Genomic DNA, 15,838 nt, shown 5'->3' on the forward strand with positions numbered 1-15,838 from the left:
CTTACAGGGCCAATCACAGGAGAATGGTGTGGTTCCCGCCTCCGAGCTCCCCGAAGCCGCCGGACCCCACGACCGGGCGCCCCACGACCGGACGCCCCGCACCGTCGGGGCCCGTCGGCTCGCCGCGCTGCTGCCCGACCCGGCGGCGGCCAGGCCCGCGTACCGTCATCTGGCGCACGCCATCGGCGAGTTGATCCTCGACGGGCGGCTCGCGCTGCATGTGCGGCTGCCCGCCGAACGGGAGCTGGCGACCGCGCTCGGCACCAGCCGGACCACGGTCACGGCCCTGTACGACCTGCTGCGCGAGAACGGGTACGCGCACAGCCGGCAGGGCTCCGGCACCTGGACCGCCCTGCCCGCGGGCCGCGCCGCCAAGGGCGTCAGCCGGCTGCTGCGCCCCGAGGACACCGCGATCGACCTCGCGAGGGCCGCCGCCGCGCTGCCCGGGCAGATCCTCGCCGACACCCTCGCCGAGATCGCCCCGCAGGCCGCCGGGCACGCCGGCAGCCTCGGCTACCACCCGTACGGGCTCCCGGAGTTGAGAGCGGTGATCGCCGACCGGTTCACGGCGCGCGGGCTCGCCACGACCCCCGAGCAGATCCTGGTGACCTCGGGCGCCCAGCACGGGCTGTCGCTCGTCCTGGGCCTGCTGGCCAGGGCCGGGGACCGGGTCATGGTGGAGAACCCGTCCTATCCGAACGCCCTGGAGGCGCTGCGCCGCGCCGGTCTGCGCACGGTGTCCGTCCCCGTGACGGACACCGCTCCCGACGGCTCCGGCAACGGCGATGGCACCGACACCGGCACCGGCGGCTGGGACATCGAGATCGTCGAGTCGACGCTGCGCCGCTCCGTGCCCCGCCTCGGCTATCTGATCCCGGACTTCCACAACCCCACGGGCCGCGTGATGCCGTCCGCCGAGCGGGCCCGGGTGCTGTCCGCCGCGCACCGCTCCGGGACCTGGCTGATCGTCGACGAGACCCTCGCGGAGCTGGCGCTCGACGCACCCGCCCCGCCGCCGTTCGCGGCGCACGGCACGGCCGAGGCGGCGGGCAAGGTCATCACGGCCGGATCCCTGAGCAAGACGCACTGGGCGGGCCTGCGCATCGGCTGGCTGCGTGCCCCGGCCCGGCTGGTGACCGAGCTCGCGGCGCAGCGGGTGGCGACCGACATGGGCGGCTCGGTCGTGGACCAGCTGCTGGCGCTCGCCCTGCTGACCAGGGCGGACGATCTGCTGTCCGCCCACCTCGACCGCCTGCGCGACAACCGTGCCGCGCTCGTCGGGGCGCTGCGCCGGCACACGCCCCAGTGGTCGTGGCACACCCCGCCCGGCGGCCTCTCGCTCTGGGTCGACCTGGGCGCGCCGGTCTCCTCCGTGCTGGCCGAACGCGCGCTCGCGCACGGGGTGCGGATCGAGGGCGGTGGTTACTTCGGCACGGACCCGGGCCTGTTCGAGAACCGGCTGCGCATCCCGTTCACCCTGCCGCCGGACACGCTCACCGAGGCGGTGCAGCGGATGGCCCGCGCGCTGGCCGGGGAGCCCGGCACGGCCGCCGCCGCGCACCGGCCGCACTGGATCGCGTAGGGCAGGCGAACGGGCGGACCCGGGGTCCGCCCGTCGGCAAGTGCAGGATCAGGCGCCCGGCCACGCCTTGGCGAGCGCGGTCCGGGTGTCGGCGAGCATCTGCGGCAGCACCTTGGTGTGGCCGACGACCGGCATGAAGTTCGTGTCGCCGCCCCAGCGCGGGACGATGTGCTGGTGCAGGTGCGCGGCGATACCGGCACCGGCGACCGCGCCCTGGTTCATGCCGATGTTGAACCCGTGCGCCCCGGACGCGGCCCGCAGCGCGGTCATCGCGTGCTTGGTGAAGACGGCCAGCTCGGCGGTCTCGGCGTCGTCGAGGTCGGTGTAGTCGGCGACATGTCGATAAGGCAGCACCATCATGTGCCCGCCGTTGTACGGGTACAGGTTGAGGATCGCGAAGACGTGCTCGCCGCGCGCCACGATCAGCGCGTCCTCGTCGGTCTTGCCGGGAGCGGCGCAGAAGGGACAGCCGTCGTCGGCTCCAGGGCCCGTCGGTTTGCCCTCGCCCTGGATGTAGGCGATGCGGTGCGGGGTCCACAGACGCCCGAATCCGTCCGGTTCACCCACTGGACCGACCTGCTGCTCCGGCTCACTCGTCATGAAGTGCAGCATATGGCGTGACCTCGGGACAGCGTGTCGCCGGGTGGGATACCGGGCGGGCGCACGCGATGCTGTGCGGATGACGGACAGCCCCCTCGCCCGCTGGGAGCGGTACAACGGCGCCGTGCTCGCCGTGGCCTCCCTGCTGTACCTCGCCAGTTACGCGGTCAGGGTCCTGGGCCACGACCTGCCCGCCGCCGTGCGGGACCTGTGTCTGGCCGTGACCTTCGCGTCCTGGGCCGTCTTCGCCCTGGACTACGTGGTGCGCCGGCGGCTCAGCGGACAGCGCTGGCCGCGCTTCGTGCGCAAGCACTGGCTGGACACGGTGGTGCTGGTGCTGCCGCTGCTGCGGCCGGTGCGGATCGTGCAGACGTACGAGACGGTGCAGGCGCACCACGACCGGCCGCGGCTCGCCCTGCACGCCCGGGTGATCGCGTACGCGGGTGTCTCGGTGACCCTGCTCGGCTTCGCGGGCTCGCTCGCCCTGTACCAGCAGGAGCACACGGCCCCGGGGGCGGACATCGTCACGTACGGCGACTCGGTGTGGTTCACGTGCACGACGCTGTCGACCGTGGGCTACGGCGATCTGGCGCCGGTGACCCCGCTCGGCCGGCTCATCGCGGTGGGCGTGATGGCCTGCGGTCTGGCCCTGCTGGGCGCGGTCACCGGCACGTTCTCGTCGTGGCTGCTCCAGGTCTTCGCCCGGGAGGGCGAGAGGCCCCCGGGGAACTCCCCGGGGGCCTCCGACAGCAAGGACTGAGCGTGTCAGCCCCGCATCAGACCTGCGCGCGCTCCTCGACGACCTTCGCGATCTTGGCGATGGCCTCGTCGACCGGGATGCCGTTCTCCTGCGAGCCGTCGCGGTAGCGGAAGGACACCGAGCCGGCGCTCATGTCCTCGTCGCCCGCGATGACCATGAAGGGCACCTTGGCCTTCTGCTGGTTGCGGATCTTCTTCTGCATCCGGTCCGAGGACGCGTCGACCTCGACGCGCAGACCCTGGGCACGGGCCTTCTCGGCGAACTGCTGGAGGTACTCCACGTGCCCGTCGCCGATCGGGATGCCGACGGCCTGGACCGGGGCCAGCCACGCCGGGAACGCGCCCGCGTAGTGCTCCAGGAGCACGCCGAAGAACCGCTCGATCGAACCGAACAGGGCGCGGTGCAGCATGACGGGCTGCTGACGCGAGCCGTCCGCCGCGGTGTACTCCAGGCCGAACCGCTTGGGCTGGTTGAAGTCCACCTGGAGGGTCGACATCTGCCAGGAGCGGCCGATGGCGTCCTTGACCTGCACCGAGATCTTCGGGCCGTAGTACGCGGCGCCGCCCGGGTCGGCGACGAGCGGAAGACCCTGCTTCTCGGCGGCCACGCGCAGCGCCTCGGTGGCCTCCGCCCAGTCCTCGTCCGAGCCGATGAACTTGTCGGAGTCGTCGCGGGTGGACAGCTCCAGCTCGAACTCGGTCAGGCCGTAGTCGCGCAGCAGGTCCAGGACGAAGGTGAGCAGCTTGTCGAGCTCCTCGCCCATCTGCTCCTTGGTGCAGTAGATGTGCGAGTCGTCCTGGGTGAAGCCGCGCGAGCGGGTCAGGCCGTGCACGACGCCCGACTTCTCGTAGCGGTACACGGTGCCGAACTCGAAGAGCCGCAGCGGCAGTTCACGGTAGGAACGCCCGCGGGACTTGAAGATCAGGTTGTGCATCGGGCAGTTCATCGCCTTGAGGCGGTAGTTCTGCTCGTCGAACTCGATCGCCGGGAACATGCCCTCGGCGTAGTGCGGCAGGTGGCCCGAGGTGTGGAAGAGGCCTTCCTTCGAGATGTGCGGGGTGTTCACGAACTCGTAGCCGGAGACCTCGTGGCGGCGCCGCGAGTAGTCCTCCATGACCTTGCGGATCACGCCGCCCTTGGGGTGGAACACCGCGAGGCCCGGGCCCAGCTCCTCCGGGAAGGAGAAGAGGTCCAGCTCGGCGCCCAGCTTGCGGTGGTCGCGCTTCTCGGCCTCGGCGAGGAAGTCGAGGTAGCCCTTGAGCTCGTCCTTGGTCGGCCACGCGGTGCCGTAGATGCGCTGGAGCTGCGGGTTCTTCTCGCTGCCGCGCCAGTAGGCGGCGGCCGAGCGCATCAGCTTGAAGGCGGGGATGACCCGGGTCGACGGCAGGTGCGGGCCGCGGCACAGGTCCTTCCAGCACAGGTCGCCGGTCTTGGCGTCGAGGTTGTCGTAGATGGTCAGCTCGCCGCCGCCCACCTCGGCGTCCGCGCCGTCGGCGGCCTGCGCCGCGTTGCCCTTGAGGCCGATGAGCTCCAGCTTGTAGGGCTCGTCGGCCAGCTCGACCCGGGCGGCGTCGTCGGTGGTGACCCGGCGGGAGAACTTCTGGCCCCGCTTCTGGATCTCCTGCATCTTCTTCTCGACGCGCTTGAGGTCCTCGGGGGTGAACGGCTCCTTGACGTCGAAGTCGTAGTAGAAGCCGTCCTTGATGGGCGGGCCGATGCCGAGCTTGGCGTCCGGGAACAGCTCCTGGACGGCCTGCGCCATGACGTGCGCGGTGGAGTGGCGCAGGATGTTGAGGCCGTCCTCGGAGGAGATCTCGACGGGCTCGATCTCCTCACCGTCCTGCACGGCGTACGCCAGGTCCTTCAGCTCGCCGCCGATGCGGGCCGCGACGATGCTGCGCTCACCGGTGAAGAGCTCGGCGGCCGTAGTGCCCGTAGTCACCACGCGCTCTTCCCGCTCGGAATCGCGTTGGATGATCACACGGACGTCAGACACCGGTCTTCTCCTACCTGAAGATGGAACGCCGCGCCATTACCTGTGACGCGCGCAGAAGCGATCGTACCGAGTCACCGGGGGCGCTCGCGAAACGGTTAACCGGCCGACGGGCACCTCCGCGCGCCCGCGCCTAGCGTGAGTGACATGGCTCTCCCCTGGAACACGCTCCTCGCCGACCAGCTCGACTGGCACTGGCGGCATCAGCTGCGCGAACGGCTGGCGGGCCTCTCCGACGACGAGTACTTCTGGCAGCCGGTGGCGGACTGCTGGACCGTGCGCCCGGGGCCCGACGGCCGCCTCACCATCGACTGGGCGTATCCCGCGCCGGACCCGGCACCCGTGACGACGATCGCCTGGCGCCTCAACCACATCCTGGTCGGCGTGCTCGCCATGCGCAGCGCCTGGCACTTCGGCGGCCCTGCCGTGGACTACGCGACGTACGCGTATCCGGCGACGGCCGCCGAGGCGCTCGACCGGCTCGACGCGGAGGTCGAGCGCTGGCTCGCCGGGGTGCGCGGCCTCGACGCGGCGGCCCTCGAACGTCCGTGCGGCGAGGAGGGGCCGTACGCGCAGGCACCGATGGCGGGCCTCGTCCTGCACATCAACCGCGAGATGCTGCACCACGGCGCGGAGATCGCCCTGCTCAGGGACCTGTACCTCCACAAGTTCGGCTAGTCGTCGCCCGCGCAGGCCTCCTCGAAGAAGTCCAGGTTCTCCTGGAGCGACTTCATCAGCCGGTCCCGCTCGGCCTCGTCGACCTGGACGGGCACCACGCCGCTCGCGCCGGTCAGACGGCGGAAGCCGCCGCGGCTCTCCAGGCGGCCGTGCACCCGGACCGGCAGGCCGACCAGGTGCGCGTGGCCCGCGATCCGGTACGCCTCCTCGTCCAGCGTCATCCGCACGTGCGGCACCTCGGCGCCCGCGATGACGCGCAGCCGCACCGTCCCCTCGCCGCGCGGCCCGCTCCTGGCCAGGCGTACGACGGTGCCGGTGAGGCGGACGGAGACGGCGGGTTCGGCGTGCAGGTACCGGGCGCCCGCCGCCCGCAGCACATCCAGGTCGCCGGGTGAGAACTCGACGGGGTCGTCGCCGTCCGTGCACTCCTCGGGCACCCCGGCGGCGGGCGCCCACGCGACGCCGACCCGGGCGCCCTCGGTGCCCCGCACCAGCGCGACCAGCGCCTCGGTCAGCTCATGGCTCACCCCGGCGCCGACGGCGGCGTCGAAGGCGTCCATGCCGCCCGTGGCCCGCCGGTAGTCGACGGCCTCGCGCACCGCGTACAGCGCCTGGTGCAGCCGGACGGCGAGCGCGCGTCCCGCGGCGACCGGCACGAACGCGGTGAGGCGGCGGCCGCCGGGCGCCGCCTGGACGAGCACCTGCTCCAGGGCCGCGGCGGCGGGCCTGCGGTGCCGCGCGCCGTAGTACCCGGCGCGGCTGCGGGCGGCGAGCGCCCCGGCGAGCAGCATCCGCCGGGCGGCGGAGCGCAGTTGCTCCTCGACGACCCAGGAGGAGGCGCCCGCGGGACCGGCCGGTACATCACGCCACCAGCGGATCTCGTCGCTCGGCACGGCGAGCGAGACCAGCACCTCGCGGGCGGCGGGCGTCCCGCTGCGCTCCAGTGCGACGAGCGCCTCGCCGAGCAGTTCGTCGGCGTCGGGGAAGGCCCGGCTCTCGGGCACGAGCAGGCTCGTCCGGGCGCCGGGGCCGGGCAGCGTCCAGCGGGCGTAGCGCCCGGCCGCGCCGCCGCGCCGCTCCCAGCCGTGCCGGTCGAGCAGGGCGCTGAGCACGGCGGGGTCGACCTGCCCGGGCTCGGGCCCGACCAGCTCCACGGGGTGGGCGCGGGCCACGCTGAACGGACGCGCGGGATCGCCGATCGGGCGGTGCTGCATCTCGAACTCCCTTCTTACCAGGCACAGTTGCCCGGTCAGGGCCGCCCGCCCGTACCGACCCGGGTCATGATCTCGCACAGCGCGCGGTCGTCGAAGATCCGCGCGGTCGGGATACGGACGGTGGTCCTGCGCCGGCCGGTGACCGGGTGTCCGGCGAGGTTGGTCCAGTAACAGCAGTGCCGCAGGTCGAGCCGGTCGTGGCTGGCGCGCAGCCAGTCGTCCTGGGAGCGCGGCACGAGCATCACGACGAGGATCTTGTGCACCGAGACCGGGGTCCTGGCGAGCTTCTCCAGGTGCGGATTGTCGAGCGTGAAGGAGAAGGACGGACCCGGTGGGTTCGGCGCGACCTGATACGTCGCCTTGAGCTGCACTTTGATGGTGACTTCGTCGTCGACCGTGTGCCCGGGGGCGCTGTGGCTGACGTGCCAGTCGATGCCGTTGTCGGGAAAGGGCTGCGAGAGCGAGCACCCGGCGGCCGCGGCCACGGCGTGCAGATAGCCCACCTGGAGGGTCTCCATGCAGGCGGTGGTGGCGAGTGTGCCGCGCGACGGTGCGAACCGCTCGGGCAGCAGCCCGCCCTGTTCGGGCTGCGCGAGCGCCATGGTTCCAACTGGCCTTTCGGAAAGGTGAATCCCCGCTGAGATCAAGAGTTTGATCAAGCCCGAGTCAATGACACCCCGCTGAACTGCCATGACTCGTATCTGTGTTGTCACCGCTCGGCGTACGACGCAAACGGCCCGGGTATCACCGAAACGGGCAGGGGACCATACGTCGACGCGACGTCATCTGCCGTACGTGAAGAAGGAGTTGATGGCACATGACGTGCTGGTACGAAGGCCCCCTGGCGGCCTTCGACACGGAGACCACGGGTGTGGACGTGGAGAGCGACCGCATCGTGTCGGCGGCGCTCGTGGTGCAGGACGTCGCGGGCTCGCGTCCGCGGGTGTCCCGGTGGCTGGTCAATCCGGGGGTGCCGGTGCCGCCCGGCGCGACGGAGATACACGGCCTGACGGACGGGCATCTGCAGCGCAACGGCCGCTGGCCGGCGCCCGTGATGGAGGAGATGGGCCGGGCCCTCGCCGAGCAGGCGGCGGCCGGACGCCCGCTCGTCGTGATGAACGCCCCCTTCGATCTGACGCTGCTGGACAGGGAGTTGAAGCGTCATCGGGCCTCGTCCCTCGTCCAGTACCTGGAGAACCGGCCGCTCTGCGTGCTCGATCCGCGGGTCCTGGACAAGCACCTGGACCGCTACCGCAAGGGCCGGCGCACACTGACGGATCTGTGCGCGCACTACGAGGTCGAGCTGGCGGCGGCGCACGACGCGGCGGCCGACGCGCAGGCGGCGCTCGACGTGGTCCGCGCGGTGGGCCGCCGGTTCGCGACCCGCCTCGAACGCCTCTCCCCCGCCGAACTCCACACGCTCCAGGCCGTCTGGCACGCGGCCCAGGCACGTGGCCTGCAAGCCTGGTTCGCCCGCTCCGGCACCCCGGAGGCGGTGGACCCCGCGTGGCCGCTGCGGCCGGAACTTCCGGCCGCGGCCTGATCCTCTTCGCTCTCCCGTCGGGCGGTTTCCTCGGCACAGCCATGCCCGCGGACAACGAAAAACCGGCCCGCCGAATCGGCGGACCGGTCATTCTCCGGGTGGGCGATACTGGGTTCGAACCAGTGACCTCTTCGGTGTGAACGAAGCGCTCTCCCACTGAGCTAATCGCCCGGGAACGCGTTGAACAATACAGGGCACGGCGCCCTGTGTTCAAACCGGTCGCAGAAGGGCGGCAAGTCCCCGCCGGCCGCCGCGCATCATCCACGCGTGATTGGCGAGGAAGACCGGCCGCCCGGGTACCGCGAAGCGTCGCATCAGGGGTCTGCGCACCTCCACCTCCTGCTCGTAGACGGCCCGTGTGCCGCCGAAGGGGCGCGCCCGCAGCGTCCATCTCGCCCAGCCGTCGAGGTCCCCGCTCATCGCGATCTCCAGGACCCCGCCGGCCGGGTCGTGGCGCCGCTCGCGGGCCACGACCGTCAGCTCGTACGGCAGGAACGACCGGAAGACGGCGACGCCGCTGGTGTCGTCCAGCGGCGTCACCGACCGCACCTGCGGCCACCACGCCGGATACTCCTCGGCCTTCTCCAGGACCGCGTACACGGCGGCCGGCGGCGCGGGGAGGAGCCAGACACTGCGAAAGCGGTAACGGTTCCAGTCCATCAGCCGAGTCTGCCCCGGATCAGGGCATTTCGTCCCCGAGCAGGGCGAGGTTCTCGATGGCGGCGAGCCCGTAGAGGGCCGTGTCGTTGGTGTAGACCCAGTTCGCCTCGCTGCCGGCCACCAGTGTCACGGGCCCGTCGACCTTCTCCGTCTTCCACGGCGAGGCTTCGGTGTACCCGTCGCTCTTGTAGAACTTCTCCCACGCGCGCGCCGCGAGTTTCGCGTCACCGGTGCGCACCGCGGCGTACGCGTCGAGCCGCGAATGTCCCTGGAAGAGCAGCAGCGTGCCGAAGTTGGAGCCGTAGCGGGCCGCCTGCTCCGTCTTCGAAGCGTTGAAGTAGCGGCAGTAGTCGTAGTACGCCTCCTCGAACTTCGGCATGTCGACGATGTCGATGAGTTCGGCGCACAGTTCGTTGAGACCGAAGACCGCGGACAGGTGCGAGACGCCGACGACCGCCTTGTCGGCGATGGCGAACCTGCCGGTGTCGAGGTCGTAGAGCCCGCTGCCCTGCACGAACCCGTTGGGCTGCGCGGCGATCGTCTCCATGGTGGACAGGACGCGGTCGCGTGCCTTCTCCCACTTCGGTCCGCGCCGCTCCCATTCGGTGAGCCACGCCGAGACGAGTCCGCTCCAGTCGGTGCCGAAGCCGATCGACAGGGCGTTGCGGTCGGGCACGTAGTCGGTGTCCGTGCGGACCTTGCGGTTCGGGTCGAGCACCAGGAAGGTCTCGTCGGAGTCGACGTTGGCGTGCATCAGGTCGCCGACGCGCTCGTCGCCCGTGAGGAAGTAGTAGTAGCGGCGGTACGTGGTGTTGGCGATGCGCTGCTGCTTCGCGGAGTCCGCGTAGTGCTGCACGCCGTGCCGGGTGCCGAGTCCGGCCCATTTGCCGAGGTGGTAGACGTCGACCTCGCCGGTGTGCCGGGTCATGGCCTCGGCGAAGCGGAAGATGTCGGCGCGGCCGGAGCGCAGATAGGCGAGCCAGAGCCAGATGTCGGGCGACAGTTCGGAGTTGTCCCACGCGTAGCCTCCGACGTCGTAGCGCCACTGGTGGCGGACCGGGTCGTAGGAGTGCATGACGTCGCCGTAGTCCCAGAAGCCGTACCAGCGCCGCATCTCCACCTGATCCTTGTAGTAGGTGAAGAGGAAGTCGAGATGGTCCTCGATCTTGGCCTTGGCGGGCGTGGAGCGGTCCGGCTCGGCGTACAGGCCCGGGCCGAACACTCCTGCCTCGATGAGCTGCTTGGGAGGCGCGGTGAGCTGGGGCGGGGTGCGGACGGCCTCGACCTGCCGGGCGAGCGCCTCCGGCGCCGGGGTCGCGTCGTTCGCCCAGAACAGCAGCTCGCTGGTGCGGGCGATGCCGTACGGCGTGCCGAACCCGGGCTCGTAGTCCTCGTAGGTGATGTTGAGGCCTTCGAGCTGTTCCGCGTACGTGTCCTGGTCCATGCCGTCGTGGTAGAAGCGCAGGTCCATCGGCTGTGCCTCGGGCGACCAGAGCCACAGGGTCACCTCGGCCTCGTCGGTCTGCGCGTCGCGGATGTCGAGCCCGGCCGGATGCTTCTCCCAGAAGTCGCGCAGGCCGAAGGAGAATCCGCCGCTGGGCCCGCCGACGTAACCGAATCCGCCGGCCCGGTGCCCGCCGCCGGCCCCGATCCAGCCGTGCCCCTTCTTCGTCCGCTTGCGCAGGGTGAACCCGTCCGCCGACAGCTGGGACAGGGTGTAGTCGCCCCACTCGGGGATGTACTGGAGCCGGGTCGTGACGCGCTGGTCCCACGTCGAGGGGTCGGGCAGCTTCTCGCCCGCGAACTGCGCGGCCTGCACGGCCGCGCCGGGGTCGCGGCGCAGTCCGGTGATGCCCTTGACGGCCTCCCGGATCATGCCGGTGTCCTCGCCGCCGATGCGGATGTGCCGGTCGTACGCCGCGTCGCGCATCGGCACGGTGAAGCGGACACCGAGCCCGCGGATGAAGTCGCCCGACGCCTTGCCGGGTTCCTGCGTGCCGTCGTACGTGATGGTGTGCACCATGCGGAAGGACTCGGCGCCCGCGTAGAAGTAGAACCGGACGGAGAACGGCAGCCAGCTCCGCCTGCCCTTGCGGTGCTTGCCGTCGATCCTGACGACGGCGCGGACCGGGCCGTCCTGCTCGACGGTGGTCTCCTCGATGACGGACTCGAACCGCTCGTACTTGGCGGCCCCCTGGTCGCCGTCCTCGATCTCGCCCTGGCGCAGCAGCACGAGCCGCCCGTCCCTGGCGATCTCGGTGGAGCCGCGGGTGACGGTCTTGACCAGGCTCGATCCGCTCCGGCCGAGCTTCGTCACGACGACGCCCGTGTCGACGGTGACGACCCCGCCCTTCGTCGAGACACCGACCTTCTTGTCGGGCGCCGCGGCCTGCCCGGCGGCCAGGGTGAGCTTGCCGTCGCCGGCGCCGGGGCCCACCGCGTGCGCGGTCCACTTCAGCGAGCCGTCCGGCCACTGCGCCAGCGGCCAGGTCTGGACGGGCACCTGCTTGCCGTCGGCGTCGGTGAGGGCGAACTCCTGCCCCTTGTCGTACGCACCCTTCGGCCACGGCACGCCGACGGTGGAGCCGGGGGCGGCGCCGAGCCCGCCGTCCTCCAGCCAGCCGAGCGTGACGGGCCCGGCCTCGGCGGTCCCGGCGGCCGGCGCGGCCTGCGCCCGCCTGCTGCCGAGGGCCCAGCTGAACTGGGCGGCGGCGCCGGCGACCGCGGCGGCCTTGAGGAGGGATCTGCGGGGGAACCCGGGAGAGACGGGGGACATCGTTGATTCCTTTCCGTGCATGCCAAACGTGCTGTACGAGAAGGGAGTTCGAAGAAGGGGAATCCGGAGAAGGCGAGGGCGTCAGCGGGTGGTCCGGCCGCGCTCCTCCACGGCGACCGCGGCGGCGGCGAGGATGCCGAGCACCGGCACGGCGAGCGGCGGGACGAACCCGGCGCACAGGACCGTGACCGCGATCCCGCACACCAGCAGGAAGGAGCCGCCGGGGCCGCGGACGGTGCGCCGCGCGGCCGCGCCGAGCAGCGGCCGCCAGGCCGACTCCGGGGTCCACACGGCGGTGGCCCGCAGGACCGCGACGGCGGCCGCGAGCAGCGCGAACAGGCCGACGGCGGCGGCCGCCTGTCCTCCGGGCAGTCCGGCGCGCGCGACGCGCAGGTCGATCCAGACGGCGGCCCAGGCGGCGACGCCCGCGACCCCGACGAGCCAGCCGTGCCGGACCGCGCGGCGGAAGTCGGTGACGAACGCGCGCCATCCGCCGCTCCGCCCGGTGAGCTGCCGGCGCAGGTGCCGGGCCCCGGCCGCGAAGGCGGCCGGAGCGGTCACGACGGGCAGGGACGCGAGCGCGATCCACACCCCGGTGAGCAGGCATTCGGCGAAGATCCCGAACCCGGCCCGGCGCCGGGACTCCAGCGGTGCGGCGCTCATCACTTGAGCCCCGAGGTCGCCATGCCGTCGATCAGGTACCGCTGGAAGGCGGCGAAGAACGCGACGACGGGGATCAGGGCGACCAGCGACATGGCCACCTGTCCGCCGTAGTTCGAGATGCCCTCCTGGTCGCGGAACATCATCAGGCCGAGGGAGACGGTGTACTTGCTGGGGCTGTTGAGGTAGATCAGCGGCCCCATGAAGTCGTTCCAGGCGTTGATGAAGGTGAAGATGGCGCTGGTGATGATGGCGGGCCGGCTCAGCGGGAGCACGATGGACCAGTAGGTCCGCAGGTGCCCGCACCCGTCGAGCTTGGCGGCCTCGTCGAGTTCCCTGGGCAGTCCGCGCATGAACTGCACCATCAGGAAGACGAAGAAGGCTTCCGTGGCGAGGAACTTGCCCGCGACGAGCGGCACCATCGTGTCGATGAGTTCCAGCTTGCGGAACATCACGTACTGCGGGATGAGCAGCACGTGGTACGGCAGCAGCAGGGTGCCGATCATCAGCGTGAACAGCAGGTTCCGTCCGGCGAACCGGATCTTGGCGAAGGCGTAGGCGGTCAGCGAGCTGGACAGGACGACGCCGACCACGGCGAGGACCGCGTAGGTCAGCGAGTTCAGGAAGAAGCTGCTGATCGAGATGCCGGAGATGCCGTCGGCGAGCCCGGAGAAGTTCGAGACGATCGGGTCTGTGGGGAAGAGATCGAGCCCGCCGATGATCGTCTTGCTGGGCTTGAACGAGGCCCCGACGACCCAGATCACCGGGTAGAGAACGACGGCGAGCACGAGCAGTGCGCCGATGTGCCAGCCGAGGGAGCCGAAGCGCCGCCGCTCAGCGGCCGCGTGCACGACGGGTGTGCCGATACCGGTACTGGTCACTTGGCCGCCCCCACGCTCTCCGCGCCTTCTCCGTAGTGCACCCACTTCTTCTGCGACCAGAACAGGACCGCCGTGACCAGCGCGACCGCGACCACCAGCGTCCAGGCCATCGCGGAGGCGAAGCCCATCTGGGACTCCTTGAAGCCCTTCTGGTAGAGGTAACAGGTGTAGACGAGCGTGGCGTCGGCCGGTCCGCACCGGGTGTCCGAGACGACATAGGCCGAGCCGAACACCTGGAACGCGTGGATCGACTCCAGCAGGACGTTGAAGAACAGCACGGGCGAAATCATCGGCAGGGTGATGTTCCAGAACCTGCGGAAGGGACCGGCGCCGTCCATCGCCGCCGCCTCGTACAGCTCCTGCGGCACCTGCTTGAGCCCGGCCAGGAAGATGACCATGGGGGCGCCGAACTGCCAGATGCTCAGGGCGACCAGGGCGTAGATGACGTAGTCCGGATTGCCGATCCAGCCGCCGACGTCGAGCCCGAACACCTTCTGCGTACGGTCCACGACGGCGTCGTCCGAGAAGAGCGCCCGCCATACGAAGCCGACCGACACGCTCGCCCCGATCAGCGAGGGCATGTAGAAGGCGGCCCGGTACAGGCCCTGTCCGCGCCGCTTCTGGGCGAGCAGCAGCGCGACCCCGAGTGCGAGCAGCAGTTTCAGCGGGGTCGCGACGACCACGTACTTCAGCGTGACCTGCACCGACTTCTGCCAGCGCGGGTCCTGGAACATGGTGGTGAAGTTGTCCAGGCCGACCCACTGCGGTGGCGTGAACAGGTTGTAGCTGGTGAACGCGTAGTACAGCGAGGCGATCATCGGCCCCGCCGTGAGGAGCACGAACCCCGCGATCCACGGCGACATGAAGAGATACCCGGCGAGGTTCTCGCGGCGCCGCCCGCGCCGCCCGGCGAGCGGAGCGGCGGGCCGCTTCTTCGCCGGGCGCACGGGCGCTTCCTTGACGAGCGTCATGGCGGTACGTCCCCTCAGCCCGCGAACGCGGCCTTGGCCTCGGAGAACAGCTGCTTCGCCGCGGCGGCCGGCTTGGTCTTGCCCTGGGCGACCTCACCGCCCAGCCGCAGGAAGGCGGCCTCGATCACATCGGCACCGGACGGGTGCGGGGTGATCTTCCCGAGGACGCCGGCCTTGGCGACCTCGTCCTCGAAGTCGGCGATGCCCTGGCTGGTCTTGTCGGCGGGCTTGTACGCGTCGTACTGCTCCTCGGTGGCGAGGATGCCGCGGTCGTAGCCCATGATCTTGCCGACCTCGGGGTCGTGGACCATGAAGTCGATGAACTGGGCGGCTTCCTTCGGGTGCTTGGTCCCGCTGAAGGCGCTCAGCATCAGGGAGCCGAGGTACTGGCCCGTGTCCTTGCCGTCGGTGGTGGGGATGGGCGCGAGCCCGTAGTCGGAGTCGCCCTCGCCCTCGTAGCGCACGGAGAAGTTGTCCCAGGTGAACTCGGACGCGGCGAGTCCCTTGGAGAGGCCGGAGGCGGGCTTGGCCTGCTCGATCTTCTTCGGGTCGGCGACGAGACCGGACTTCACGCGCTTGAGTCCGTCCGCCCACCACTGCGTCAGATCGTCCTCGGTGAAGCCGAGTTCGGTGTCGGTGAAGAACGCCTTTCCGTTCTGCCGCAGATACAGGTCGTAGAGGTACATGATGCTGAAGTAGCCGGTGTCACCCGCGATTTTCTGGGTGTCCTGGATCTTCTGCAGCGCCTTGAAGTAGTCGTCCCAGGTCCAGCCGAACTCCGGCGAGATCCCCGCCTTCTTGAAGACGTTGAGGTCGATGACGAGCGACATGGTGTTCGCGCCGACCGGAATCCCGACCTGCTTGGCGTCGTCCACCTGACCGGCCGTCAACACGCCGTTCCGGAAGTTCTTCAGGTTCAGATTCCCGGCGTCCGCCTGGGACTTGAGGTCCATCAGCACACCGCGCTTGTCGTACTTGCGGAGGAAGGCGACCGAATTCTGGAATACGTCCGGCGGATTCCCGCCGGAAGCCTGTGTCTGGAACTTCTCCCAGAAAGCCTCGTAATCGGTGAATTCGGGCTTGATCTTGATCTTCGGGTACTTCTTCTCGAAGAGCTTGATGGTCTTCTGGATGGCGACCGCCCGCGGCTCGCCGCCCCACCAGGCGTACCGGAGCTCCACCGGCCCGTCGCCCGAGCCGCCGTCATTGCCTCCGCAGCCGGCCGCCGTCAGGCCGATCGCCGCGACCGACGCCCCCGTGACCTTCAGCAGGCCACGCCGGTCAAGATCCCTGTTCCTAGGCACAGTTCGCCCCTCCACCTGCGCATTGAATCGTTTTAGGAAAGCGCTTGCCGGGCAAAGGTAGAGACGGGGCGGGGGCGCGTCAACGGTTCCGACAAAGATTCGGTCGAAGCGCTTCGAAAAGGCAGGTGAGGGTGCGGCCTCGAGGGCCCTGAACCGTTGCACCGGCAGTCGGCCGCACCGGCCGGGAAACCGGGCGCGCCGGGGGCCGGGAGCACG

At 70.6% G+C, this 15,838-nt stretch carries 14 protein-coding genes and 1 tRNA gene; 4 read left to right on the plus strand and 11 right to left on the minus strand.

Annotated elements, in window-relative coordinates:
* The first annotated feature begins 28 nt into the window (after window positions 1–28).
* Window positions 29–1,582, plus strand: a complete 1,554-nt coding sequence (locus tag ACFVDP_RS20080) for a PLP-dependent aminotransferase family protein (RefSeq protein WP_383491233.1) — start codon at window positions 29–31, stop codon at window positions 1,580–1,582.
* A gap of 48 nt (window positions 1,583–1,630) precedes the next feature.
* Here the strand turns inward: ACFVDP_RS20080 and ACFVDP_RS20085 are convergent, their stop codons facing one another.
* Window positions 1,631–2,194 carry an HIT family protein gene (locus ACFVDP_RS20085; RefSeq protein ID WP_383491235.1) on the minus strand — a complete coding sequence of 188 codons (564 nt, stop codon included), beginning with the start codon at window positions 2,192–2,194 and terminating at the stop codon, window positions 1,631–1,633.
* Window positions 2,195–2,261: 67 nt separating this feature from the next.
* Here ACFVDP_RS20085 and ACFVDP_RS20090 point away from each other — a divergent pair, with 67 nt between their 5' ends.
* Window positions 2,262–2,942: a potassium channel family protein gene (locus tag ACFVDP_RS20090; RefSeq protein ID WP_383491237.1), complete on the plus strand. Its 681-nt coding sequence runs from the start codon at window positions 2,262–2,264 to the stop codon at window positions 2,940–2,942.
* A 16-nt stretch (window positions 2,943–2,958) separates the two neighbouring features.
* Here ACFVDP_RS20090 and thrS read toward each other — a convergent pair whose 3' ends face one another.
* Window positions 2,959–4,938 (minus strand): threonine--tRNA ligase, encoded by a 1,980-nt coding sequence (thrS, locus tag ACFVDP_RS20095; protein ID WP_383491239.1) that lies wholly within the window; start codon window positions 4,936–4,938, stop codon window positions 2,959–2,961.
* A 144-nt stretch (window positions 4,939–5,082) separates the two neighbouring features.
* Here thrS and ACFVDP_RS20100 point away from each other — a divergent pair, with 144 nt between their 5' ends.
* The gene (locus ACFVDP_RS20100) at window positions 5,083–5,613 is read left to right on the plus strand and encodes a DinB family protein (protein WP_383491241.1); all 531 of its coding nucleotides are present in this window, start codon (window positions 5,083–5,085) and stop codon (window positions 5,611–5,613) included.
* On the opposite strand, the gene ACFVDP_RS20105 is transcribed toward ACFVDP_RS20100, so the two are convergent.
* Together ACFVDP_RS20105 and ACFVDP_RS20110 are read right to left on the minus strand one after the other, a co-directional pair.
* A complete protein-coding gene (locus ACFVDP_RS20105) occupies window positions 5,610–6,827 on the minus strand; it encodes a hypothetical protein (RefSeq protein ID WP_383491243.1) in 1,218 nt (405 codons plus the stop codon). The two genes, ACFVDP_RS20100 and ACFVDP_RS20105, sit on opposite strands and share 4 nt — an antisense overlap.
* Before the next feature lie 35 nt (window positions 6,828–6,862).
* Window positions 6,863–7,429 (minus strand): DUF4365 domain-containing protein, encoded by a 567-nt coding sequence (locus ACFVDP_RS20110; protein WP_111665701.1) that lies wholly within the window; start codon window positions 7,427–7,429, stop codon window positions 6,863–6,865.
* A 215-nt stretch (window positions 7,430–7,644) separates the two neighbouring features.
* Between ACFVDP_RS20110 and ACFVDP_RS20115 the strand changes: the two genes are divergently transcribed.
* On the plus strand, window positions 7,645–8,370 hold the full coding sequence (locus ACFVDP_RS20115; RefSeq protein ID WP_383491245.1) for a 3'-5' exonuclease: 726 nt from the start codon (window positions 7,645–7,647) through the stop codon (window positions 8,368–8,370).
* A gap of 99 nt (window positions 8,371–8,469) precedes the next feature.
* On the opposite strand, the gene ACFVDP_RS20120 is transcribed toward ACFVDP_RS20115, so the two are convergent.
* The 7 genes from ACFVDP_RS20120 to ACFVDP_RS20150 all read right to left on the minus strand — a co-directional run bounded on the left by ACFVDP_RS20120 (window position 8,470) and on the right by ACFVDP_RS20150 (window position 15,622).
* Window positions 8,470–8,541: transfer RNA gene (locus ACFVDP_RS20120), tRNA-Val, on the minus strand.
* A 39-nt stretch (window positions 8,542–8,580) separates the two neighbouring features.
* Window positions 8,581–9,030 carry an SRPBCC family protein gene (locus ACFVDP_RS20125; RefSeq protein WP_383491247.1) on the minus strand — a complete coding sequence of 150 codons (450 nt, stop codon included), beginning with the start codon at window positions 9,028–9,030 and terminating at the stop codon, window positions 8,581–8,583.
* Between the two features lie 19 nt (window positions 9,031–9,049).
* Window positions 9,050–11,806 (minus strand): Tat pathway signal sequence domain protein, encoded by a 2,757-nt coding sequence (locus ACFVDP_RS20130; RefSeq protein WP_383491249.1) that lies wholly within the window; start codon window positions 11,804–11,806, stop codon window positions 9,050–9,052.
* Window positions 11,807–11,887: 81 nt separating this feature from the next.
* Window positions 11,888–12,469, minus strand: a complete 582-nt coding sequence (locus ACFVDP_RS20135) for a hypothetical protein (RefSeq protein ID WP_383491251.1) — start codon at window positions 12,467–12,469, stop codon at window positions 11,888–11,890.
* Window positions 12,469–13,347, minus strand: a complete 879-nt coding sequence (locus ACFVDP_RS20140) for a carbohydrate ABC transporter permease (RefSeq protein ID WP_383491253.1) — start codon at window positions 13,345–13,347, stop codon at window positions 12,469–12,471. The genes ACFVDP_RS20135 and ACFVDP_RS20140 overlap by 1 nt, the downstream gene beginning before the upstream one ends.
* Window positions 13,344–14,318 carry a carbohydrate ABC transporter permease gene (locus ACFVDP_RS20145; protein ID WP_383491255.1) on the minus strand — a complete coding sequence of 325 codons (975 nt, stop codon included), beginning with the start codon at window positions 14,316–14,318 and terminating at the stop codon, window positions 13,344–13,346. Before ACFVDP_RS20145 ends, ACFVDP_RS20140 begins: the two co-directional genes overlap by 4 nt.
* 14 nt (window positions 14,319–14,332) lie before the next feature.
* Window positions 14,333–15,622, minus strand: coding sequence for an ABC transporter substrate-binding protein (locus ACFVDP_RS20150; RefSeq protein ID WP_383491257.1), 1,290 nt, complete (start codon window positions 15,620–15,622; stop codon window positions 14,333–14,335).
* Between the last annotated feature and the right edge of the window lie 216 nt (window positions 15,623–15,838).

This window comes from Streptomyces sp. NPDC057694, from assembly GCF_042799415.1.
Taxonomy (GTDB): Bacteria; Actinomycetota; Actinomycetes; order Streptomycetales; family Streptomycetaceae; genus Streptomyces.

Coding starts and splice junctions, on each gene's coding strand:
- ACFVDP_RS20125 (WP_383491247.1), bottom strand. CDS start 9,030: ATGGACTGGAACCGTTACCGCTTTCGCAGTGTCTGGCTCCTCCCCGCG.
- ACFVDP_RS20130 (WP_383491249.1), bottom strand. CDS start 11,806: ATGTCCCCCGTCTCTCCCGGGTTCCCCCGCAGATCCCTCCTCAAGGCC.
- ACFVDP_RS20145 (WP_383491255.1), bottom strand. CDS start 14,318: ATGACGCTCGTCAAGGAAGCGCCCGTGCGCCCGGCGAAGAAGCGGCCC.
- ACFVDP_RS20085 (WP_383491235.1), bottom strand. CDS start 2,194: ATGCTGCACTTCATGACGAGTGAGCCGGAGCAGCAGGTCGGTCCAGTG.
- ACFVDP_RS20100 (WP_383491241.1), top strand. CDS start 5,083: ATGGCTCTCCCCTGGAACACGCTCCTCGCCGACCAGCTCGACTGGCAC.
- ACFVDP_RS20110 (WP_111665701.1), bottom strand. CDS start 7,429: ATGGCGCTCGCGCAGCCCGAACAGGGCGGGCTGCTGCCCGAGCGGTTC.
- ACFVDP_RS20105 (WP_383491243.1), bottom strand. CDS start 6,827: ATGCAGCACCGCCCGATCGGCGATCCCGCGCGTCCGTTCAGCGTGGCC.
- ACFVDP_RS20135 (WP_383491251.1), bottom strand. CDS start 12,469: ATGAGCGCCGCACCGCTGGAGTCCCGGCGCCGGGCCGGGTTCGGGATC.
- ACFVDP_RS20090 (WP_383491237.1), top strand. CDS start 2,262: ATGACGGACAGCCCCCTCGCCCGCTGGGAGCGGTACAACGGCGCCGTG.
- ACFVDP_RS20115 (WP_383491245.1), top strand. CDS start 7,645: ATGACGTGCTGGTACGAAGGCCCCCTGGCGGCCTTCGACACGGAGACC.